Source organism: Cronobacter muytjensii ATCC 51329, assembly GCF_001277195.1.
In the GTDB taxonomy this organism is placed as follows: Bacteria; Pseudomonadota; Gammaproteobacteria; order Enterobacterales; family Enterobacteriaceae; genus Cronobacter; species Cronobacter muytjensii.
In genome coordinates this window covers 1,993,511-2,014,061 of sequence record NZ_CP012268.1, presented here as the reverse complement: position 1 = coordinate 2,014,061, position 20,551 = coordinate 1,993,511, and the positions used below count along the sequence as shown (strand labels likewise).

At 60.0% G+C, this 20,551-nt stretch carries 17 protein-coding genes and 1 pseudogene; 5 read left to right on the top strand and 13 right to left on the bottom strand.

The genetic code is table 11. From position 1 onward, the window contains the following. Nucleotides 1–101: 101 nt before the first annotated feature. Complete coding sequence (locus AFK63_RS09340; protein WP_038863126.1) at nt 102–854, top strand: glucose 1-dehydrogenase; 753 nt, start codon at nt 102–104, stop codon at nt 852–854. A 37-nt stretch (nt 855–891) separates the two neighbouring features. Here AFK63_RS09340 and rstA read toward each other — a convergent pair whose 3' ends face one another. From rstA to ydgH, 4 genes are all read right to left on the bottom strand, one after another. Next, nucleotides 892–1,617 carry a two-component system response regulator RstA gene (gene rstA, locus AFK63_RS09335; RefSeq protein WP_038863125.1) on the bottom strand — a complete coding sequence of 242 codons (726 nt, stop codon included), beginning with the start codon at nt 1,615–1,617 and terminating at the stop codon, nt 892–894. Between the two features lie 75 nt (nt 1,618–1,692). Further along, complete coding sequence (gene folM / locus AFK63_RS09330; protein WP_038863123.1) at nt 1,693–2,415, bottom strand: dihydromonapterin reductase; 723 nt, start codon at nt 2,413–2,415, stop codon at nt 1,693–1,695. 30 nt (nt 2,416–2,445) lie between these two features. Continuing rightward, entirely contained in the window at nt 2,446–3,828 is a 1,383-nt protein-coding gene (locus AFK63_RS09325) for an amino acid permease (protein ID WP_038863122.1), read from the bottom strand. Between the two features lie 185 nt (nt 3,829–4,013). Continuing rightward, entirely contained in the window at nt 4,014–4,958 is a 945-nt protein-coding gene (ydgH, locus tag AFK63_RS09320; RefSeq protein ID WP_038863120.1) for a DUF1471 family protein YdgH, read from the bottom strand. Nucleotides 4,959–5,483: 525 nt separating this feature from the next. On the opposite strand from ydgH, the gene pntA reads away from it, so the two are divergent. Together pntA and pntB are read left to right on the top strand one after the other, a co-directional pair. Next, complete coding sequence (pntA, locus tag AFK63_RS09315; protein ID WP_038863119.1) at nt 5,484–7,016, top strand: Re/Si-specific NAD(P)(+) transhydrogenase subunit alpha; 1,533 nt, start codon at nt 5,484–5,486, stop codon at nt 7,014–7,016. A 10-nt stretch (nt 7,017–7,026) separates the two neighbouring features. Next, entirely contained in the window at nt 7,027–8,415 is a 1,389-nt protein-coding gene (gene pntB, locus AFK63_RS09310; RefSeq protein WP_038863117.1) for a Re/Si-specific NAD(P)(+) transhydrogenase subunit beta, read from the top strand. Between the two features lie 109 nt (nt 8,416–8,524). Here the strand turns inward: pntB and uspE are convergent, their stop codons facing one another. From uspE to ogt, 3 genes are all read right to left on the bottom strand, one after another. Beyond that, on the bottom strand, nt 8,525–9,481 hold the full coding sequence (gene uspE / locus AFK63_RS09305) for a universal stress protein UspE (RefSeq protein ID WP_038863116.1): 957 nt from the start codon (nt 9,479–9,481) through the stop codon (nt 8,525–8,527). Nucleotides 9,482–9,617: 136 nt separating this feature from the next. Beyond that, complete coding sequence (gene fnr, locus AFK63_RS09300) at nt 9,618–10,370, bottom strand: fumarate/nitrate reduction transcriptional regulator Fnr (protein ID WP_004385865.1); 753 nt, start codon at nt 10,368–10,370, stop codon at nt 9,618–9,620. Between the two features lie 176 nt (nt 10,371–10,546). After that, nucleotides 10,547–11,062 carry a methylated-DNA--[protein]-cysteine S-methyltransferase gene (gene ogt, locus AFK63_RS09295; RefSeq protein ID WP_038863115.1) on the bottom strand — a complete coding sequence of 172 codons (516 nt, stop codon included), beginning with the start codon at nt 11,060–11,062 and terminating at the stop codon, nt 10,547–10,549. Nucleotides 11,063–11,660: 598 nt separating this feature from the next. Here ogt and smrA point away from each other — a divergent pair. Both smrA and AFK63_RS09285 read left to right on the top strand, forming a co-directional pair. Further along, the gene (gene smrA / locus AFK63_RS09290) at nt 11,661–12,224 is read left to right on the top strand and encodes a DNA endonuclease SmrA (protein WP_038863114.1); all 564 of its coding nucleotides are present in this window, start codon (nt 11,661–11,663) and stop codon (nt 12,222–12,224) included. A 205-nt stretch (nt 12,225–12,429) separates the two neighbouring features. Then, a complete protein-coding gene (locus AFK63_RS09285; protein WP_038863113.1) occupies nt 12,430–13,248 on the top strand; it encodes a Cof-type HAD-IIB family hydrolase in 819 nt (272 codons plus the stop codon). Between the two features lie 25 nt (nt 13,249–13,273). On the opposite strand, the pseudogene AFK63_RS09280 reads toward AFK63_RS09285, so the two are convergent. The 6 genes and pseudogenes from AFK63_RS09280 to AFK63_RS09255 form a co-directional block, all read right to left on the bottom strand. Beyond that, nucleotides 13,274–14,367, bottom strand: a pseudogene (locus tag AFK63_RS09280) (alkylhydroperoxidase domain protein). Next, on the bottom strand, nt 14,364–15,413 hold the full coding sequence (locus AFK63_RS09275; protein WP_038863111.1) for a putative FMN-dependent luciferase-like monooxygenase: 1,050 nt from the start codon (nt 15,411–15,413) through the stop codon (nt 14,364–14,366). The pseudogene AFK63_RS09280 and the gene AFK63_RS09275 overlap by 4 nt, the downstream one beginning before the upstream one ends. Beyond that, nucleotides 15,410–17,020, bottom strand: coding sequence for a dipeptide ABC transporter ATP-binding protein (locus AFK63_RS09270; RefSeq protein WP_038863110.1), 1,611 nt, complete (start codon nt 17,018–17,020; stop codon nt 15,410–15,412). Before AFK63_RS09270 ends, AFK63_RS09275 begins: the two co-directional genes overlap by 4 nt. Further along, nucleotides 17,020–17,868, bottom strand: a complete 849-nt coding sequence (locus AFK63_RS09265) for an ABC transporter permease (protein ID WP_038863108.1) — start codon at nt 17,866–17,868, stop codon at nt 17,020–17,022. Before AFK63_RS09265 ends, AFK63_RS09270 begins: the two co-directional genes overlap by 1 nt. Continuing rightward, the gene (locus AFK63_RS09260) at nt 17,868–18,812 is read right to left on the bottom strand and encodes an ABC transporter permease (protein ID WP_038863107.1); all 945 of its coding nucleotides are present in this window, start codon (nt 18,810–18,812) and stop codon (nt 17,868–17,870) included. The genes AFK63_RS09265 and AFK63_RS09260 overlap by 1 nt, the downstream gene beginning before the upstream one ends. Beyond that, on the bottom strand, nt 18,812–20,428 hold the full coding sequence (locus AFK63_RS09255; RefSeq protein WP_038863106.1) for a TIGR04028 family ABC transporter substrate-binding protein: 1,617 nt from the start codon (nt 20,426–20,428) through the stop codon (nt 18,812–18,814). Before AFK63_RS09255 ends, AFK63_RS09260 begins: the two co-directional genes overlap by 1 nt. Between the last annotated feature and the right edge of the window lie 123 nt (nt 20,429–20,551).

Sequence of the window (20,551 nt, the reverse complement as noted above, 5' to 3'; positions counted from 1 at the left end):
CAGACAGAACGCAGGGTGCCATTTTGTCCTGGTACACAGCCTGATGGGAAGGGCTTATTCTCAGCCCAGGACGTTTCGTTACATTCACTGAGGAGAAAATGATGAACGCACGTTTTGGCAATAAAGTGGTTATTGTGACTGGCGGCACCAGCGGCATTGGGCTGGCAACAGCCAAAGCGTTTGCTGACGAAGGCGCGCAGGTGTTTATCACCGGGCGCCGTCAGGCGGCGCTGGACGAGGCGCAGAGACAGCTAGGTGACAACGTCACAGGTGTGCGCGGCGATATGAGCCAGCTTGCCGATATCGACCGCCTGTATGAGGCCGTTCAACAGCGCCACAGCCATATCGATGTCGTCTTCGCTAACGCGGGCGGCGGCGAATTCGCGCCGCTGGGCGCCATTTCCGAAGCGCATTATCACGAGACATTCGACATCAATGTCAAAGGCGTGCTCTTCACCGTGCAGAAAGCGCTGCCGCTGTTGCGCGACGGGGCGTCGATTATTCTGACATCATCGACCACAAGCGTCAGCGGCACGCCCGCATTCAGCGTCTATTCGGCGACCAAAGCGGCAGTGCGCAGTTTCGCCCGCAACTGGGTGCTCGATCTCAAAGACCGTAATATCCGCGTCAACGCCATCAGCCCCGGCGTCACCGAAACGGCAGGGCTTAATGCGCTCTTTGGCGGTGGCGAAGAGGCCGAGCGCGTGAAAAAAGATTTTCTCACGCAGATCCCGCTCGGGCGCGTTGGCCTGCCGGCTGAGATAGCGAAAGCGGTGCTGTTTCTGGCGTCAGACGAGGCGAGCTATGTGAACGGCGTCGAGCTGTTTGTGGATGGCGGCATGGCGCAGATTTAAGACAGCAGTTGCGCCGCGCTTTTGCGCGGCGCGGCAGTTACGCTTCGCTTTCCCAGGCATGCGGCGCGAACAGATACCCTTTATTGCGCACGGTTTTAATCCGATACGGCTCGGTGGCGCTGTCATTAAGCTTTTTACGCAGCCGTGAAATCGCGACATCCACGCTGCGATCCAGTCCGTCATAGCTCACGCCGCGCAGGTTTTTTAACAGCGCGTCGCGGTCCATGATCTGTCCCGCATGGGTGGCGAGCTCCCATAACAGGTCAAAATCCGCCGTGGAAAGCGCGACCTGCTCGCCTGCCAGCGTCACCTGGCGGTTCAGCGGGTCGATGCACAGCGTGCCGAAACGCAGCGCTTTATGCGGCTGGCGCGTCGGGGCCGTTTCACCAGGCGCGGGCGCGGCCATATGCTGACGCAGATGCAGCCGAAGACGCGCCAGCAGCACGGCAGGCGGCGTGGTTTTCAGAATGTAATCACTGGCGCCCATTTCGAGCGAAAGGATGTGGTTCATATCGCTGTCAAGCGAGGTCAGCAACACTACCGGCCCGTGCCAGTGGGTGCGCAGATCGCGGCACAGGGTCATGCCGTCTTTGCCCGGCAGCATAATATCCAGCAGCACCAGATCCGGGTTCTCGCGTTCAATGACCGCCTCGGCGCGATCGCCGCGGCTTTCGACAATCACATCGATATCATGGCGGCCCAGATAGGCGGCAATAAGCTCGCCGACTTCCGGGTCATCTTCAACAAAAACGATCTTGCTCATAGCACTCTGCGTTGCGGTAAAAACACCAGGATACACCGGGCGGGCGCGGCGCGCCAGCAACGGTGGCTCAACAGGTTAACGCAACGGGCGGCCGCCGTTTACGGGGTAGCTGTGTCCGGTGACGTAACGGCTGGTGAGCAGATAATCCACCAGGTCGATAATCTCTTTTTCGCCGGGGGCGATTTTCATCAGCGACTTGTTAAGCGCTTTCTGGCGGTATTGCGGATCGTCATGCTCATTAAAAAGGATGAGCGATGGCGCGATGGCGTTCACTTTCACTTCCGGCGCGAGCTTACGGGCGAACGAGCGGGTGAGGTTATCGAGCGCCGCTTTGCTGGCGGCGTAGGCGATATGCTTGTCGCTGCCGCGCTCCACGACGTAATCGGTAAAGTGAATAATATCGCAGGCGGCATGGCCCTGGCCGCGCAGCAGCGGCTCAAGGGCGAAGTTCAGGAGATAGGGCGCGTGTACATGAATTTGCAACATGGCGCACAGTACCTCGGACGGCGGCACGCCGGGGCTTTCGTCCTGCCAGGCGCTGGCGTTGTGCAGCAGCGCGCGGATATGGGTGGTGCGCGCTTTTACTGCGTCCGCAAAGGCGAGAATGCCCTCGTCATGGCAGAAATCCGCCTCAATGCAGACCGCGCCCGCCTCTTCCAGCACGTCGATTGCCGGGTAGCGGGTGCGGTAGCTGACAATCACATCATGATGCTGCGCCAGGAAATGGTGCGCCAGCGCGAGACCGATTCGGCGGCCTGCGCCGGTGATGACGATGGGCTTATCCAGTTTTTTCACCATGACTCTCCTTAAGCTAAGGGGACAGGGAGATTAGCGCACCAGCATCCAGGTGGCCGGCAACGCGGCGACCAGCAACAGACCAATGACCACTTTCTCCTGTCCTTTCAGCGCCACGTTTTCCACATGGGTGCGGCGCGCGTAGAGGAAGAACAACACGCCAGGCGCGTACAGCACCACGGAAAGCAGTAAATGCATCGGGCCTGAGGCATACAGCAACCATAGGCCATAAATGCACGCCCCGACAGCAATCGCCTGATGCATCGGACGACGGGCGATTTTCAGCAGGTAGGCGCCGACAAGGAAATAGGGCACCAGAATCATCTCTGAGGCGATGGTAAGCAGCGTGTTGTAATCGGAGCCGGTCGCCCAGATCAGCACCAGGCAAATCTGCACGCTGGCGTTTGTAAGCCACAGCGACGCCGACGGCGCGTTGCGCGCGTTCTGGCGGGCAAAAAGACGCGGGAACGCTTTATACTGCGCGGCCAGCAGCGGCACTTCGGCGGCCATAATCGTCCAGCTCAGGTAGGCGCCGCATACGGAGACGATAAGCCCGGCGGCGATAATCACTTCGCCCCAGGATCCCATCATATTGACCATCAGGCCCGCCATTGAGGGGTTGCGCATCTGCGCCAGCTCCGGACGCGCCAGCACGCCAAGCGACAGCAGGGTGACCAGCAGATAAACAGTGAGCGCGGCGAGGACCGCGAGCAGTGTCGCCATGCCGACATCTTTTTTATTGCGCGCGCGGGCCGAGACCACCACCGCGCCTTCCACGCCGATAAACACCCACAGCGTAATGAGCATGGTGTTTTTCACCTGCTCCCAGACGGGCACACCGAGGTCGATGCCGGTAAAATCGAGCGTAAAGGTAGGCAGGCGGAAGGCTATAACCGCCAGCACCACAAACAGGCCGAGCGGCACCAGCTTCGCAAGCGTTGCCGCAAGGTTAATGCTTGCCGCTGTCTGGACGCCGCGCAGCACGAGAAAATGCACGATCCACAGTAAGACGGAAGCGCCGACGATCGCCTGCCAGGTGTTGCCGTCGCCAAAGAGGCGCAGTTCGGGGGAGTCGGTAAAGAAGCTCAGGGCGGAGAAAACGATGACCAGATACGAGACGTTGGCAATCACCGCGCACAGCCAGTAACCCCACGCGGAGCAGAAGCCGACCAGCTCGCCAAACCCTTCGCGGGCGTAGGTAAAGATGCCGCCGTCGAGGTCAGGGCGCAGACGGGTTAACAGCAGCATCGCGAGCGCCAGCAGCAGGATCCCCACACCGGTGATCCCCCAGCCAATCAGCAGCGCCGCCGGACTTGCCACCTCGGCCATATTCTGCGGCAGACTGAATACCCCGGCACCCAGCATGGAACTTAAAACAAGCGCGGTTAACGCGGCGAGGCCAAGCTTCTTTTCCATAGACAACCTGTTTAGCAAAAGGAAAGATCCAGAATAATTATTGTGCCAGAGCGCATAAAAATGGTGGATCGCACTAAGGCGCGGGATTTTACGGAGTGCGAAGCTCGCTTGCAATGCGACATACACAAAATGTAGCGGAAAAACAAAAAAAGCGGCCAGGGCCGCTTTTTTTTAAAGAGGAGGGCTTACTTGTAGAGGTCGGCGCTGATGGTCATGTTGCCGCCGCGCTCTTCCCACTGACGGGTGATGTGGTAGTACTTCGCGCCTTTCTTCGCGGCACGTTTCGCCACGTTATAGGAGATATCGGTCATACTGCTGTAATGCCCGGTAAACTTGACGCTGTCGAAGGGCACCATCTGGGCGGCGGTGACTTTGTTCACCTCTTCGACTTTTGTGCCGTCCGGCAGAGTGACAGTGTAACGACCGCCTTTCGACGACTGCGTTTCAAAGAAGCGGCCTACGTCGCTGCTCGGCGTTGCGGTCGTGGCGATACCCGGGATTTCAACTTTTTTGGCTTCTTCGCCGCCTTTGGCGAGCGCCGCGCGGCCTGCGTCAGAGTCTGCCGGAATGGCGTCCGGGCTCTGCAGGACACGTTTTTTCGCGTCAGCTTTATAGATGAAGGCCGTGATGCGCTGGTTGCCGCCCTGGTTGGTGTCGACCTGACGCACAATCCAGAAAGACGCGGCGCCTTTGGCTTTCGCCGCTTTGGTGATGGCGTCGTTCACTTCAGGCTGGCTGCGATAAAAGCCCTGTACGGTGACGGTATCGTACGGCTCAAGGGCGATGGCCTGATCTTTCGGCAGCTCAACCACACCGTTGATAACGCGGTTTTTCGGGGCCTCGGCTTTCGGCGCGTTTTCGCGGTATACATCAGCCACTACGCGCCAGTTGCCGCTGTTGCCGGTGTCGCTGGTGTCGAGAATATAAAAAGAGGCCGCGCCCATAGCGTCTGCGCGACGAGAAACGGCAGTAGCCGCTTCATTAATAGCGTTGAAACGGCCCGTGATGACGATGCGGTCATACGGCTTCAGCGCCGAGGCTTGTTCCGGCGTTAATTCTGTCGCCGCCTGAGCTGACAGCGATGCCGCGGAAAACAGGGCAGTCGCCAGAAGGGTGTTCTTGAGCTTCATAAAAATTGTCCTTCGCCTTGCGCAAAACAGGTACTGATACAGCCTGTGTGTAAATGGTTAGTCGTTGATTATTGCATTGAAAGGTGCCGGATGTCTGCGCCATTTTTCACACCTGATGCTGCCGCTTGCGGTTGATAAATAACTTCAGGTTATGAATGGCGAAAATCGGCCACTGACCACTAAAATTGATAAAGCTTATGACTTTTTAAGTTAAATCATTGTTAAACCAAGCCGCTACAGCCGTGCAGAATCGTTTTTTACCGGCCGCAAAGCGCACAATCGTAGCGGCTGAGCGCCAGTTTTAAGCAAAAATCCCTGTCAGACGGCTCAGCCGCTACACTTTCACTCATTATCCGTTAAATAGTTGTGCCCGATGGTAGATCGAAGGCGTTTATTTCAGTAGGTTATAGAAAGTTTGTGACAACGATATGGATGGCGAATACCACGGCGCCACGCTTTTCGCCGGGCGTTTTCGTCTGCTAGCGAGTGACAGACCATCTTAAAAAATCGATGGAAGGGAATACTATGCGAATTGGTGTACCAAAAGAGCGGGTGGCGCTGGAAACCCGCGTCGCGGCGACCCCAAAAACGGTGGAGCAGCTGCTGAAGCTGGGGTTCAGCGTCGCGGTGGAACGCGATGCCGGTAAGCTTGCGAGTTTCGATGACGACGCGTATATCGCCGCAGGCGCAAGCGTGGTGGAAACCGCCGGGGTCTGGGAATCGGACGTCATTCTCAAGGTCAACGCGCCGCAGGAGGATGAAATTGCGCTGCTGCGCCCCGGCACGACGCTGATTAGCTTTATCTGGCCTGCCCAGAATCCGCAACTGCTGGAGCAACTGGCCGCGAAAAACGTCACCGTGATGGCGATGGATTCCGTGCCGCGCATCTCCCGCGCGCAGTCGCTGGACGCGCTGAGTTCGATGGCCAATATCGCGGGGTACCGCGCTATTGTGGAAGCCGCGCATGAGTTTGGACGCTTCTTCACCGGCCAGATAACCGCCGCCGGTAAAGTGCCGCCGGCCAAAGTGATGGTGATTGGCGCAGGCGTCGCGGGCCTTGCCGCGATTGGCGCCGCCAACAGCCTCGGCGCGATTGTGCGCGCGTTCGACACCCGCCCGGAAGTGAAGGAGCAGGTGCAAAGCATGGGCGCCGAATTCCTGGAACTCGATTTTAAAGAAGAAGCGGGCAGCGGCGATGGCTACGCCAAAGTGATGTCCGAAGCCTTCATCAAGGCCGAGATGGCGCTGTTCGCCGCCCAGGCGAAAGAGGTGGATATTATCGTCACCACTGCACTTATCCCGGGCAAACCCGCGCCGAAGCTCATCACCCGCGAGATGGTTGATTCGATGCAGCCGGGCAGCGTCATTGTCGATCTGGCGGCGCAAAACGGCGGCAACTGCGAATATACCGTGCCGAATGAAATTTTCGTCACCGCCAACGGCGTTAAAGTGATTGGCTATACCGATCTGCCGGGCCGCCTGCCGACCCAGTCCTCTCAGCTTTACGGTACCAACCTGGTCAACCTGCTGAAACTGCTGTGCAAAGAGAAAGACGGCGCGGTCGTGGTCGATTTCGATGACGTCGTGGTGCGCGGCGTGACGGTTATCCGTGAGGGCGAAGTCACCTGGCCTGCGCCGCCGATTCAGGTTTCCGCGCAGCCGCAGGCCGCCGCCGCGAAACCGAAAGCCGCGCCGGCAGAGCCGCCCGCGCCCGCGTCGCCGTGGCGTAAATATGCGCTCATCGCGCTCGCCATTATCCTGTTCGGCTGGCTGGCGAACGTCGCGCCGAAAGAGTTCCTCGGCCACTTTACCGTCTTCGCGCTCTCCTGCGTGGTCGGTTATTACGTGGTCTGGAACGTCTCTCATGCGCTGCATACGCCGCTGATGTCGGTAACGAACGCGATTTCAGGGATTATCGTGGTCGGCGCGCTGCTGCAGATTGGCGATGGCGGCTGGATAAGCTTCTTCAGCTTTATCGCGATTCTTATTGCCAGCATCAATATTTTTGGTGGTTTCACCGTCACTCAGCGCATGCTGAAAATGTTCCGGAAGAACTAAGGGGTCACTCATGTCTGGAGGATTAGTTACGGCTGCGTACATCGTCGCCGCAATTCTCTTTATTTTCAGCCTGGCGGGGCTTTCTAAACACGAAACCTCACGACAGGGCAACCTGTTCGGCATCGCAGGGATGGCGATTGCGCTGATCGCCACTATTTTCGGGCCGTATGCCAGCAATGTGGGCTGGATAATCATCGCGATGGCTATCGGCGGCGCTATCGGCATTCGTCTTGCCAGACGCGTCGAAATGACCGAAATGCCGGAGCTGGTGGCTATTCTGCACAGCTTCGTGGGCCTCGCGGCGGTGCTGGTAGGGTTTAACAGCTATCTGCACCATGAGCCGGGCCTCGCGCCGGTTCTGGTGAATATTCACCTGACCGAAGTGTTCCTCGGCATTTTCATCGGCGCGGTAACCTTTACCGGTTCGGTGGTGGCCTTTGGCAAACTGCGCGGCAAGATCTCCTCAAAACCGCTGATGTTGCCGAACCGCCATAAGCTGAACCTGGCGGCGCTGGTGGTCTCTTTCATTCTGCTGCTGATTTTCGTGCAGACCGAAAGCACCGGCATGCAGGGCTTCGCGCTGTTCGTGATGACGATTATCGCGCTCGCGTTCGGCTGGCATCTGGTGGCGTCCATCGGCGGCGCGGATATGCCGGTTGTGGTCTCCATGCTGAACTCCTACTCCGGTTGGGCTGCGGCGGCCGCAGGCTTTATGTTGAGCAACGATCTGCTGATCGTCACCGGCGCGCTGGTGGGGTCGTCGGGCGCAATCCTCTCTTACATTATGTGTAAGGCGATGAACCGCTCGTTCTTTAGCGTGATTGCCGGCGGCTTCGGCACGGATGGCTCCTCTACCGGCGAGAGCGAAGAAGCGGGCGAGCACCGGGAAATTACCGCCGAAGAGACGGCCGAAATGCTGAAAAACTCCACGTCCGTCATCATCACGCCGGGCTACGGCATGGCGGTGGCGCAGGCGCAATATCCGGTCGCGGAAATCACCGAGAAGCTGCGCGCGCGGGGCATCAAGGTGCGCTTTGGCATTCACCCGGTCGCGGGCCGTCTGCCGGGCCATATGAACGTGCTGCTGGCGGAGGCGAAAGTGCCTTACGATATCGTGCTGGAGATGGATGAGATCAATGACGATTTCGCTGACACCGACACGGTGCTGGTTATCGGCGCGAACGATACCGTTAACCCGGCCGCGCAGGACGATCCTAAGAGCCCCATTGCCGGAATGCCGGTGCTGGAAGTCTGGAAAGCGCAGAACGTCATCGTCTTTAAGCGCTCAATGAATACCGGCTACGCAGGCGTTCAGAATCCGCTGTTCTTTAAAGAAAATACGCAGATGCTGTTCGGCGATGCCAAAGCGAGCGTCGATGCGATCCTGAAAGCGCTGTAAGCGTCAAAAAGTGAAAAGCCGCCAGCCCGCTGGCGGTTTTTTTAAGCATCGGGCCTGCGTTCAGGCCATAAAAAACCCGCCGACCGGCGGGTTTTTTGTGGCAGTGACGTCAGTCGTCATCGTCCTCTTCGTCATCCAGCTCCACCGTACTCTGGAAATCGTCCGGCTTGATGACCAGCAGGTCGCAACGCAGATGGTCAATCACCTGCTCGGCGGTGTTGCCGAGGAACGCCGCCGAAATGCCCGTGCGCCCGATGGTGCCAAGCACCACAATCCCGGCCTGTAAATGTTCCGCGAGATCCGGGATAACCTCTTCAGGCAGTCCTTTTTCAACATGGGTCAGGCGCTCGCCGATACCGAATTTCTGGCGTAAGGCTTTCATCGCCAGCAGATGCTGACCGCGGATCGCGTCGTTATAGACGCTCGGGTCGAAATCGGGGAGTTCGATGGCGATATTAATCGGCGTCGCCGGGTAAGCGCCTACCAGATGCACTTCGGTATGGTTTACCTGTTCGGCCAGATGCAGCGTTTCGCGCACCAGTTTTTCATTAAGGCCGGTATGGTAAGGCTCTTCGCTCGCAAGATTCACCGCGACCACCGCTTTGCCGCCTTCCGGCCACGGCTGGTCTTTCACCATCCAGACCGGACAGGGGCATTTACGCAGCAGGTGCCAGTCGGTCGGGGTGAAAATCACCGATTCCAGCCGGTCATGCTGGTGCGCCATTTTCAGCAGCAGATCGTGACCGCCGCTCAGCACTTCCTGGATGATGGCCTCAAAGGGGCGGTTATGCCAGACCACTTTGATGTCGATGGGAACGCCTGCGTCTAAGTAATATTTCGCCTGCTCGCGGATCCACGCGGTGCGCTGGCTGATGACGCCCTGGCGCATTGCGGTGCGCTCGTCAGGCGACAGAAGCGTAGTCATTTCATAGGAGAAATCATAAATCGGCAGAAAGGCTTTAATGCGCCCGCCAATTCGCTGGTGTAGATAAACTGCACGCCGTAGAGCCGGTTGGTCATCCTGATTGGGGTCGATGGCCACCAGCACGTTTTGATACCTTGCCATACAGGGTCTCCTTACAACTGCATACCCACAGTTTGTCGTTTAAGAGTAACCCATAAGATGTGAATGAAACAGGAGAGAATTCCCAGCCGGATCAATAAATCAGGAAAATTTAACGATCCGGCGGGAGGGGAAAAGCTTATGCCACGTTACGCGATTGTCCGGCCAGTTCCGCCAGGATTTCGTGGTTTTCGATGGTGATATATTTGCCTTTCACGGCCAGCATACCGCTCTTCTGGAAACGCCCCAGCAGTCGGCTGATGGTTTCGACGGTCAGGCCCAGGTAGTTGCCGATATCGCCGCGCGTCATGGTCAGGCGAAATTCGCGCGGGGAGAAGCCGCGTTCCGCGAAACGGCGCGACAGATTATAGATAAAAGCCGCCAGGCGCTCTTCCGCGTTCTTTTTGGAGAGCAGGAGGATCATGTCCTGGTCGCCTTTGATCTCGCCGCTCATCAGGCGCATCATCTGCTGGCGCAGGCTCGGCATTTTCCCGGAGAGATCGTCGAGCGTCTCGAACGGGATTTCACAGACCATTGAGGTTTCCAGCGCCTGAGCGAAGCTTGGGTGATGCGCGGTGCCGATAGCGTCAAAACCCACCAGATCGCCTGCCAGGTGAAAGCCGGTGATCTGCTCGTCGCCCTGTTCGGTAATGGTGTAGCTTTTAATTGTGCCGGAACGGATAGCGTACAGCGATTTTAATTCATCGCCCGCTTTAAACAGCGTTTGCCCTTTCTGGATGGGCTTTTTACGCTCGATAATATTATCGAGCTGATCAAGCTCATGCTCATTCAGGGTAAAAGGGATACACAACTGGCTGATACTGCAATCCTGGCAATGGATGGCACAACCGCCAGACTGAATGCGTCGTATAATTCGCTTTTCCGGGATCATAAGTTCGCTCAAGCCTTAATTGATATTGGTCAATTTTAACATATTTTGACCGTACAGGTAAATCCGGCTAAGACGCAATTATCTAAAAGATCCTGTTTAAATCTGACGTTTAGTGCCATCCATCTGAATTACGGCGGATTTAATAATTCCCAAAAAATATTATTTTACAGGGAAAATTAAATCAGCAAATACCCTTCATGGCGCAACAGCCACTCTTTACGCGCCACGCCGCCCGCATACCCGGTTAAAGTGCCGTTGCGCCCGATAACCCGGTGGCAGGGCACCACGATGCTGATGGGGTTGGCGCCGTTTGCCGCCCCCACGGCGCGAGCTGCGCCCGGACGCCCCAGCCGTTGCGCCATCTCGCCATAATGCATCACCTGACCGCAGGGAATGGTGCGCAGCATCTGCCAGACTTCTCGCTGAAACGGCGTGCCCGCAGTGGCGGTGGGCAGGTCGTCAATGGCGGTAAGATCGCCTGCAAACCACGCGCGCAGGCGGTCGCTCAGCCCGCCGGGGTTTTCGCAGCTCACGCGGCGAAAGCCTTCCTGACGATAGTGGATAGCCAGCAGTTGCTCCATGCGGTCGCTGTGTTCTTCCCATTCGACGGCGCGCAGGCGCATCTCTTCATCGGCAATCACCCACAAGGGGCCGAGCGGCGTGTCGATGTTGTCTTCCAGTAAAGTCAGCATTGGCGTTCTCCTTGTTGAGGCGACAAAAATAGCATGGCGGCGGGGCGCTCACCATACCGCCACAGGAGGAACGGGAAGGGGAAATGCGGGTATTCCGTTGCCTGAAGCGGCCATCAAAGGCGCGCCCGGCGCATTATGAGCGCCTCAGTGCGGGATAAACACAAACCTGATGCTGCGGCATTTCCAGAAAAAACACAGCGGGGGTTATTTTTTCTGGAAAATAAAAAATAGAGCCTGAAGACATCATATTCAGGCCCTACAGTACACACAGCAGCGCTTCCAGGCTTTGTTACCGCTATTATTATTCCTTAACATGCGGATAATGAATATATAGCAACTGGAAAGCATATTGTCACAGCGGCGGGGTGATTTTATTCACAGATATTTAACACTCTCCTGAGCGGAAACGAAATAATGTGATCCCGCTATCCTGGCGATAACCGCGTTGTTGATGATTTAGCCGCCCTCGTCATCGCGAGGATAACCCGCAGGCAGCGCCGCTGCGCCTGATGAAAATATTCCCCCTCTTGCTGCGCATTGAGCCATTCTGAAAGGGAGGCTATAGTGTGCGCCCTGAAGACGTCCCGGAGGATTGACCGTGAACCCTGACGACAAATCACTCTTTCTTGACGCCATGGAAGATGTCAAACCCCTGAAAAACGCTGACGCCACGCCGTGGCTGAAGCCGCAGAACCGCCGTCCGGCGCAGCGCATCGACACGCTGCAGCTCGACAATCCGCTCACGACCGGTTTTCTGGATCTTATCCCGCTTAAGGAGCCGCTGGAGTTTCGCCGCGAGGGGTTGCAGCAGGGCGTGCTGGATAAACTGCGGCTCGGCAAATATACCCAGCAGGCGAGCCTGAACCTGTTGCGTCAGCCGGTGGAGCAGTGTCGTCAGATGCTGTTCGCGTTTATCCATCAGGCGAAGCGCGACGGGCTGCGTAATCTGCTTATCATTCACGGCAAAGGGCGTGAGGATAACTCCCATGCGAATGTCATCCGCAGCTATCTGGCGCGCTGGCTCACCGAGCTTGACGACGTACAGGCGTTTTGCACCGCGCTCGCCCATCACGGGGGAAGCGGCGCCTGTTACGTGGCGCTGAAAAAGTCCGCCGAGGCGAAGCAGGAAAACTGGGAACGCCACGCCAAGCGCAGCCGCTAACCGCACCGGGCGTTCGCCGCCCGGTCATCATTCTGTTCTCATCCCCCTTGCTGCTTCACCGCGCGCCAGTTTCCGCTATAGTCAACTTGCAACGCGCTGTCGCGTTAGCTTTCATATGAAAATGATTCCACCTTTACTCATATGGAAAGCTGATAAAACAGTGATAGCATGAGCCGCTGATGTGATAACGATTAAATGAGGCAGTATGAAAATTCAGCTCATCGCAGTAGATATGGACGGCACCTTTCTTAACGATAACAAACAGTACGACAAAGAGAGGTTTACAACGCAATATGCGGCGCTGAAGCAGCAGGGCATTAAGTTTGTGGTGGCGAGCGGCAACCAGTATTACCAGCTCATCTCGTTCTTTCCGGAGATCAAAGATGAGATTGCCTTTGTCGCAGAAAACGGCGCGTTGGTTTACGACCACGGCGAGCGCATACACCACGGCGAGCTGACGCGCGAGCAGTATCATCAGGTGATAACGACGCTCTCGGCGCAGGGCGATTTCAACTATGTGGTCTGCGGGCTGGAAAGCGCCTACTACCAGGCGGGCGCGCCGGAAGCGTTTATCAGCCTGATGTCGAAGCATTATCACCGGCTCAAGCCGGTTGACTCGCTCTTCGCTATCGACGACATCATTTTCAAATTCTCGCTCAACCTGCCGGATGACCAGATCCCGGCGCTGATTGAGAATCTCCACAACGAGCTGGAAGGCGTCGTGAAGCCGGTCACCAGCGGCTACGGCTTTGTCGATCTGATAATCCCCGGCTCGCACAAGGCCAGCGGTCTTGAGCGACTGATGGCGCGCTGGCACATTGAGCCGGACGCCTGCGTGGCGGTAGGCGACAGCGCCAACGATCTCGAAATGCTGCGCCTTGCGAAATATTCCTTCGCGATGGACAACGCGGCGGCAGAGGTCAAAGAGACGGCGCGTTTTGCGACCGGCTCCAACAACCAGAGCGGCGCGCTACAGGTTATTGACGCCGTGCTGAATAATCACAGCCCGTTTAACGCGCAATAACCGGGCGCCCGCGCCCGGCGGCAGGTCAGGCCGGAATAAAAGGCTCGCCGAGCGTCAGCATCAGCCGGTTGGCCCAGGCGAAAAACGCCGTGGCCTGCACCAGATCCAGCAGTTCCAGTTCGGTCAGCCCCCGCTCACGAAGCGCGGCCACGTGTGCCGCGCCTGCCGTGGCGGGGGTGGCCGACAGCGCGGCGCTGAAATCGATAATCGCCTGCCAGCGCGCCGACTGCCCGACGCTCAGGCTCTCGCCGGGCGCGACCTCCAGCAGCCGCTGCACCGCGTCGTTATCTTTTGAGAGCTGGCTTGCCTTGCGGGCATGCACCGAGGCGCAGTAAATGCAGCCATTCACTTTGCTCGCCACCGTCGCCGCCAGCTCCCGCTCCGCCCGCGCCAGCCCGCCTGGCGTGTAGAAAATCCCTTTATCCGTCAGCGTCCGGGCTTCCAGCACGGGCAGGTTACGTGCCAGCAGGCGAAAATATCCGGAATCCTGATGCCCGAAACGGCGCAGCGTCTCCTGCTCGTCCGGGCTGAAGGCGGCGAGCGCTTTCGGTTCAAGCCACGGCTCCCAGCCCAGTTCATCCTGCGTGAAGGCGGTCGGGGCAGGCTGTCCACTGTGCGTTGTGGGCGTGGTATGCCAGCGGCCCGCGGGCGGTATGGCCGTTTCGCCCGCCACGCGTGCGCCGTTAATCAACCGGTAGCCGCGCAGCAGCCGGCTCTCAAACTGACAAACGCCACCACCTGCGCCAGCGTCACGATGGCTTCTTCGCTGAACCCGGCTTCGGTCAGCGCCGCGATTTCCTGCGCGGTTGCCTGCACCGGATGAAAGGTGAGGATCTCCGCGTGGCCGAGCGCGGCAGAGAGGCGCGCTGGCGGTGCCAGTTCGTCTTTCAGCGCCGCCGAATAGTGGGCATACAGCGCCTCATCCTCATGCCAGCGCGCTACCTCGCGGGCGAGATGCAGGCGCTCCGCGCGGGTAAGATAGCTTGCGCCGTTAAACAGCGCCTCGCGGCTGCGGGCAATATTTAACGTGGCGGCATCGCGGGCGGCGCGGGCCAGCGCCAGCGCAGAGCCGGGGGCGATATCCGCCAGGGTATCGAGAAGATCGGGCGAGCGGGTCATAAGGTTTCCTTGATCGGGTTAAGGGTGGAGGCATCAACGCCCGGCGCGGTCGGTTTCCAGCCCAGCGCGGGTGCCACCTGCTGCGCCAGCAGCGAGATGGAGCGCAAGATAAACGGGTGCGGCGGATCGATGGAGTGCACCTGGAACGACAGATCGGTGGCGCGTGCGAGCGCCGTATCGCGCGACAGCGTGGCGAGCGTTTCCTGCGGCGTGCCGAGATGCACATCGAACGCGGCGATATAATCCTCCAGCGTTTCGCCCGCGAGCCGATGGCCCTGGGCGCGGAACTGCGCTGCCTGAGCCGCCAGCCCGGTTTGCGCGAAGCGGCGGGCGTCGTCGCTGCTATCGGTCACAAACGCGGTGCGCGAGGCCATAATGCGCGGCGTGACGCCGGCGGGCAGCGCATCGAGATAAGCATCGATAATCGGGTTTTGCAGCGCGTCCAGCGGCATATCCGGCTCGCCCGGCGGGCGTGGCTGGGTGCGTGACAGCATCAGCCCGTCACCGGCGCGTCCGGCGCGCGCGCCGCCGTCAACCGAGAACGTCGCCTGCCAGAGCCGCAGGCGCAACCCGCGCGCCGCCGGGTAAAGATGATTATCGGTGCCCGCCAGCGGCTCATCATTCAGCGCCGCGCGCAGCAGCGCCAGATGACGTCCATAGGCTTCGCCGCGTTCCTCGCTTCGCAGCCCGAACGGCGGAAATGAGGAGGGCGTGCCGCCGGAGCCAAGCCCCAGCTCCACGCGCCCGTCACTCAGCACATCCAGCACGGCGGCGTCTTCCGCCACGCGCAACGGCGATTCCATCGGCAGCGTAATGATCCCCGTACCGAGCCGGATGCGCCGGGTTTGCGCCGCCACGTGCGCTAAAAACAGCAGCGGTGAGGGCAGCCCGCCTTCCGCTTCATGAAAGTGATGCTGCGCCACCCAGGCGGTGTCGAAACCGCTGCGCTCGGCATGGAGGATTTGCTCGCTCGCGAGCCGGTAGCGCTCGGCCGCGCTGACGCGGTCCAGCAGGCGGGTGAAAAAACCTAAGCGTTTTGTTGTCATGCGACATCCTTATTAAACGGGCGGGGCGCCGGAATGGCGTTAAGCAACTGGCGCGTGTAGTCGTTTTGCGGCGCGCGGAAGACCGTGGCGACATCGCCGTGCTCCACAATCTTTCCGGCGCGCAGCACCGAGACCTGATGCGCGAAGCGGCGCACGGTCGCCAGATCGTGGGAGATAAACAGGTAGGTGAGGCCAAGCTCATCCTGCAAGGTTTCAAGCAGCGTCAGGATCTGCGCCTGTACGGTGACATCGAGCGCTGACGTCGCCTCATCAAGAATGACGATTTGCGGGCCGGGGATGAGCGCGCGGGCAATCGCCACGCGCTGACGCTGACCGCCGGAGAGCTGGTGCGGCTTATGCGCCAGCAGCTCAGGAGTCAGCGCCACGCGTGCGGCCATGTCATAGACCTTCTCGCGCCGCGCCACGCGGGGAAGGCGTGTAAAGTTGCGAAGCGGCTCCTCAATAATGGAAAACAGACTCTGGCGCGGGTCGAGCGACGAAAACGGGTTCTGCCAGACCATCTGGATGGTCTGGCGCAGCTGGCGTCGCGCGGCGCGGTCGGTGGCGTTAACGTCGACGCCGTCAATCGTCACCGTGCCGCTGACGGGCGTCTGAAAGCCGAGCAAAATGCGCGCCAGCGTGGTTTTTCCGCTGCCGGATTCGCCCACCAGCGCATGGGTCAGGCCGCGTTCCAGCGTCAGGTTTACCGCATCCAGCGCGGTCAGCGTATGGCTGCCGCTCAGCGTGAAGCGCTGCGTCAGCGCGCGGATCTCCGCAGCCGGTGGGCCGTTTGGCGCCGGGCGCGTCCGAAAGCCGTCGGCAAACGCCGGGGCGTCGGCAAACAGCTGCCGGGTATAGGCCGCACGCGGTGCATGGGTGATTTGCGCCGCACTCCCCAGCTCCTGAATCTCGCCGTGACGAAACACCAGCAGCCGGTCGGCGCGCGAGGCGGCGAGCGCCAGATCGTGCGTGATAAACAGCACGGCGGTGCCGGCGTCACGGCGCAATTCATCCAGCAGATCGAGAATGCGCGCCTGCACCGTGACGTCCAGCGCGCTGGTGGGCTCATCGGCGATGATAAGCGCGGGCTTCAGCGCCAGCGCAATGGCTATCAATACCCGCTGCTTCATCCCGCCGGAGAGCTGGTGCGGGTACTGTTTCGCCCGCAGCGCCGGTTCGCTCAGGCCGACGCGCGCAAGCAGCGCCACCACCTCTGCGTCACGTGCGCGTCGGCTAAGCGCCGTGTGAAGCGCTAACACCTCCGCGACCTGATCGCCGATGGTTTTCACCGGGTTCAGCGAACTGCCGGGGTCCTGCGGCACCAGGCTGATAACGTTGCCGCGCAGCGCGTTCATCCGCCGCTCGTTCGCCCGCGTTATCGTTTCGCCGTTCAGGTAAATATCGCCGCCCAGCCACACGCCGTTTTCGCCGGCAAGCCCGATAATCGTCTGCGCGAGCGTGGTCTTGCCGGAGCCGGATTCGCCGACAATCGCCAGCACTTCGCCGGGAGCGACGGAAAAAGAGACGTTATGAACCACGCGGCGCACGTCGCGCCCGTGACGCCAGCCGAGGCTAAGATTGCGCACATTCAGTACAGGTTCGCTCATCATGCTCTCCGGGTGTAGTGATGGCTAAGGGTATTGGCGGCCAGCACCACGGCGATCGCCGCAAGGCCGGGAAAGGTGGTGAGCCACCAGGCGGTTGAGAGATAGTTGCGCCCTTCGGCAATAAGCAGCCCCCATTCCGGCGTGGGCGGCGGTGTGCCGTAGCCGAGAAAGCTCAGCGTGGAGAGCGCAAGAATGGCGTTGCCAAACTGGAGCGCCGCAAAGGCCAGCACCGAAGTCAGCGAATTGGGCAGAATATGACGCCACAGCGTGCTGAAGAACGTGCCGCCGCAGGCGAAGGCCGCCTCGACATAATCGGTATGCCGCACGCGGACGACTTCGGCGCGGGCGAGGCGTGCAAAGTTCGCCACCGAGGTGACGCCCACCGCCAGCGCGGCGTTGACCGTACCGAAACCCAGCAGAATAATGACGCACAGCGCCAGCAGCAGGCCAGGGATGGCGAGCAACACATCCACCAGCCGCATCAGCCACTGTTCGACGCGCCCGCCTGCGGCACCGGCGATGACGCCATAGAGCGTGCCTGCGCCAAGCCCCAGCGCGACGGCCACCAGCGCGCCGCTCAGCGTATGCGATGCGCCCCAGACCAGCCGGGCGTAAAGATCGCGCCCAAGCTGATCGGTGCCGAGCCAGTGTTCGGCTCCCGGCGGCAGTCGCTGCGCGCCCGGCGTGCCGGTGAGCGGATCAAACGCGGTAAAGAGGGACGGAAAGAGCGCCCACAGCGCGGCCAGCAAAAGCGTCAGCCAGGCGAGCGTCAGCCCTGGCGGCAGAGAAAGAGGGCGCAGAAAGCGCGTGCGGCGCGCCCGGACGTGCGAGAGGTCAAGTATGGTCATCAGGCGGTCCTCCGCGATAGCGACAGCCGGGGATCGAGCAGCGGATAGAGCAGATCCACCAGCAGATTGATGAGAACAAACCCAAGCGCCGCCACCAGCACAATCGCCTGTAACACCGCCAGATCCTGATTGTTCACCGCGTCGCGGGTCAGTTGCCCAAGCCCGTTTAAGCCAAACACGGTTTCAGTCACCAGCGCGCCGGCGATGAGTTCACCCAGCAGCAGGCCCGCGACGGTCAGCACCGGCAGCAGGGCGTTGCGCGCCACGTGACGCCACAGCACGCCGCGGTGGCTGGCGCCTTTGGCGCGCGCGACGGTGACAAACGGCTGGTGCATGACGACGTCAATATTGCGAATCAACAGTTGCGCCAGCGGGGCGCTGATGGGCACCGCAAGCGTCATCACCGGCAGTATCAGCCCCTCCCAGAAGCCCGGATTAATCACCGGGATCAGCCGCCACTGGAAAGAAAAAAGCTGAATAAGCGTGATCCCAAGCCAGAACGTTGGCACCGCGACAAACAGCGACGGCAGCGCGGCGAACGCCCGGCGCAGCACGCGCCCGTAGCTCAGCGTTGAGAGCGCGGCGAGCAGGACGGCGATAACCAGCGCCAGCGTAAACCCGAGCGCGGCGAGGCGCAGCGTGGCGGGGAGGCTTGCGGCGAGCAGGGCGCTCACCGGTACGCCCGCCTGGAGCGAAAAGCCGAAATCGCCGCGCAGCGCGCCGCCGAGGCTTACAAGGTATTGCCGCCACAGCGGCGCGTCGGCACCGTAGGCGGTGCGCATCTGCGCTATCTGGGCGGCGTTTAACCCCAGTTCCGGGTTCTGAAACTTAATGGCGATCGCATCGCCCGGCAGCAGTTGCAGCAGCGCAAACGAGACCGTAAAGCTTGCCCACAGTACCAGCAGCGCCTGGCCAACCCGCGCGCCGAGATAACGCCCGTCCATCAGTGTTTCTCCAGCCAGACGCCGTAAAAGCTCGGACGGCCTACCGCTTCAAACGTGAGGTTTTTCACCCACGGCGCGGCGGCGTAGACCTGCGGCTCTTCAAAGACAGGAATGATATAGGCGTTATCGATGAGATACGCCTGCGCTTCCCCCGCTGCGGCGAGGCGTTTTTGCGGGTCGACCTCCGAGGCGATGGTGGTGAGCAGCGCATTAAGCTTGTCGTCGATAAAATCGGTTTTCTGGCTCAGACCGCCTTTTTGCAGCAGCGCGTCGCGGTTCAACGGGTGAAACTGGCTTTTGATGACGTCCGGATCGGCGCGGCCCACTTCCACCACGTTAACCGGCGTTTTGGCCGGGTCGAGGCTGTCCTGCGCTTTGGTGCCCGCGTCGCCCCCCCGCACGTTGAGCTGCACGCCCACCTGTTTCCACTGCTGCGCCACCAGTTGCAGCACCTCTTTATTCTGCGGCTGCGGCAGCGATTCATAGACCGTCAGGCTCAGCGGCTGTCCCGCTTTGGCCCGGATGCCGTTCGCGCCTTTTTGCCAGCCCGCTTCGTCCAGCAGACGGTTAGCCAGTGCCGGATCAAAGGTCAGTCTGGCGCTGAGATCGCGGTAGCCGGGCGCGCTTTTCGCCACCACAGAAGTGGCGACCGGATAGTGGGGTGAAAAGAGCGTGTCGACAATCTGGCGGGCGTTGGTCGCATGGAGCAGCGCCTGGCGCACTTTCACATCGGCCACCAGCGGGTTGGCGGGGCGAAAGGCGAGGCTGTCATTGACGCCGCGGGTCGGCGCGGCATACACCGGGAACTGCTGGTCGGCCGCCTGTTTTTCATCATATGCCTGCACCTGGCGAATGGCGTCCGCCTGGCCTGCCAGCAGCGCGCCGATGCGCACGCTGTCTTCGGGCGTCACCACTATCTTAATGCCGTCGAGATTCGCCGGGCCTTGCTGTGCGCTGTTCTGCGGCCCCCACTGGTAATCCTTGCGCTTGGTAAGATTCACCTCCCGCCCCAGCGTCTCGCTCTGCACCAAAAACGGGCCGGAGCCGATGATATGGCGCGCGTCGCCAAGCTCATCAAGATTGCGCGCGAGCGTACTGAGCGACACCAGCCCGGAGCCAATCGCCGAGGTGCCCTGTAAAAAGCCGGGCGAAGGCTTGCTGAAGTAAAACTTCACGGTGAGCGGGTCAACCACTTCGCTGCGCTGATAGTTGTTAATCACCTCAGAAACCGGCAGGCGCTGCGCCTTGTTGCCAAGCCCGTAAGTATCGAAGTTTTTCGCCACCGCGCTCGCGTCAAGCGGCGTGCCGTCAGAGAACGTCACGCCGGGACGGATTTTAAAGGTGTATTCGGTTTTATCCGCGTTGCTGCTCCAGGACTGCGCTATCCACGGCTCTATCTCCAGCGTTTTCGGGTTCTGCCAGGTGAGCTTATCGGTTATCTGGTTCAGGATGCCGCCGTTGGGGTAAAAACCACCTGCGGGCGGGTAGAGCGTGGTGTGCGCCTGCTGCTCCAGATAAATCAGCGTGCCGCCTTTCACCGGCGAGGCGCTGGCTGTGGCTATCAGGCCAAACGCGAGGCCGAGCGCCACGCCGCGCGCGGTAATGGAAAAATGCATGGTGAATATCCCTTATCGTCCGTTGTTATTAACTGTCTGTCGACGTTATAAAAACGCAGGGCGTCGGGGATGAGAACCAACAAAAATCGCTATCTAAATGCGGAAAATATATTTGGCCCCTCC

Excerpts from the sequence above, each read along its gene's own strand:
- AFK63_RS09340 (WP_038863126.1), top strand. The coding sequence starts at position 102 with ATGAACGCACGTTTTGGCAATAAAGTGGTTATTGTGACTGGCGGCACC.
- rstA (WP_038863125.1), bottom strand. The coding sequence starts at position 1,617 with ATGAGCAAGATCGTTTTTGTTGAAGATGACCCGGAAGTCGGCGAGCTT.
- folM (WP_038863123.1), bottom strand. The coding sequence starts at position 2,415 with ATGGTGAAAAAACTGGATAAGCCCATCGTCATCACCGGCGCAGGCCGC.
- AFK63_RS09325 (WP_038863122.1), bottom strand. The coding sequence starts at position 3,828 with ATGGAAAAGAAGCTTGGCCTCGCCGCGTTAACCGCGCTTGTTTTAAGT.
- ydgH (WP_038863120.1), bottom strand. The coding sequence starts at position 4,958 with ATGAAGCTCAAGAACACCCTTCTGGCGACTGCCCTGTTTTCCGCGGCA.
- pntA (WP_038863119.1), top strand. The coding sequence starts at position 5,484 with ATGCGAATTGGTGTACCAAAAGAGCGGGTGGCGCTGGAAACCCGCGTC.
- pntB (WP_038863117.1), top strand. The coding sequence starts at position 7,027 with ATGTCTGGAGGATTAGTTACGGCTGCGTACATCGTCGCCGCAATTCTC.
- uspE (WP_038863116.1), bottom strand. The coding sequence starts at position 9,481 with ATGGCAAGGTATCAAAACGTGCTGGTGGCCATCGACCCCAATCAGGAT.
- fnr (WP_004385865.1), bottom strand. The coding sequence starts at position 10,370 with ATGATCCCGGAAAAGCGAATTATACGACGCATTCAGTCTGGCGGTTGT.
- ogt (WP_038863115.1), bottom strand. The coding sequence starts at position 11,062 with ATGCTGACTTTACTGGAAGACAACATCGACACGCCGCTCGGCCCCTTG.
- AFK63_RS09285 (WP_038863113.1), top strand. The coding sequence starts at position 12,430 with ATGAAAATTCAGCTCATCGCAGTAGATATGGACGGCACCTTTCTTAAC.
- AFK63_RS09275 (WP_038863111.1), bottom strand. The coding sequence starts at position 15,413 with ATGACAACAAAACGCTTAGGTTTTTTCACCCGCCTGCTGGACCGCGTC.
- AFK63_RS09270 (WP_038863110.1), bottom strand. The coding sequence starts at position 17,020 with ATGAGCGAACCTGTACTGAATGTGCGCAATCTTAGCCTCGGCTGGCGT.
- AFK63_RS09265 (WP_038863108.1), bottom strand. The coding sequence starts at position 17,868 with ATGACCATACTTGACCTCTCGCACGTCCGGGCGCGCCGCACGCGCTTT.
- AFK63_RS09260 (WP_038863107.1), bottom strand. The coding sequence starts at position 18,812 with ATGGACGGGCGTTATCTCGGCGCGCGGGTTGGCCAGGCGCTGCTGGTA.
- AFK63_RS09255 (WP_038863106.1), bottom strand. The coding sequence starts at position 20,428 with ATGCATTTTTCCATTACCGCGCGCGGCGTGGCGCTCGGCCTCGCGTTT.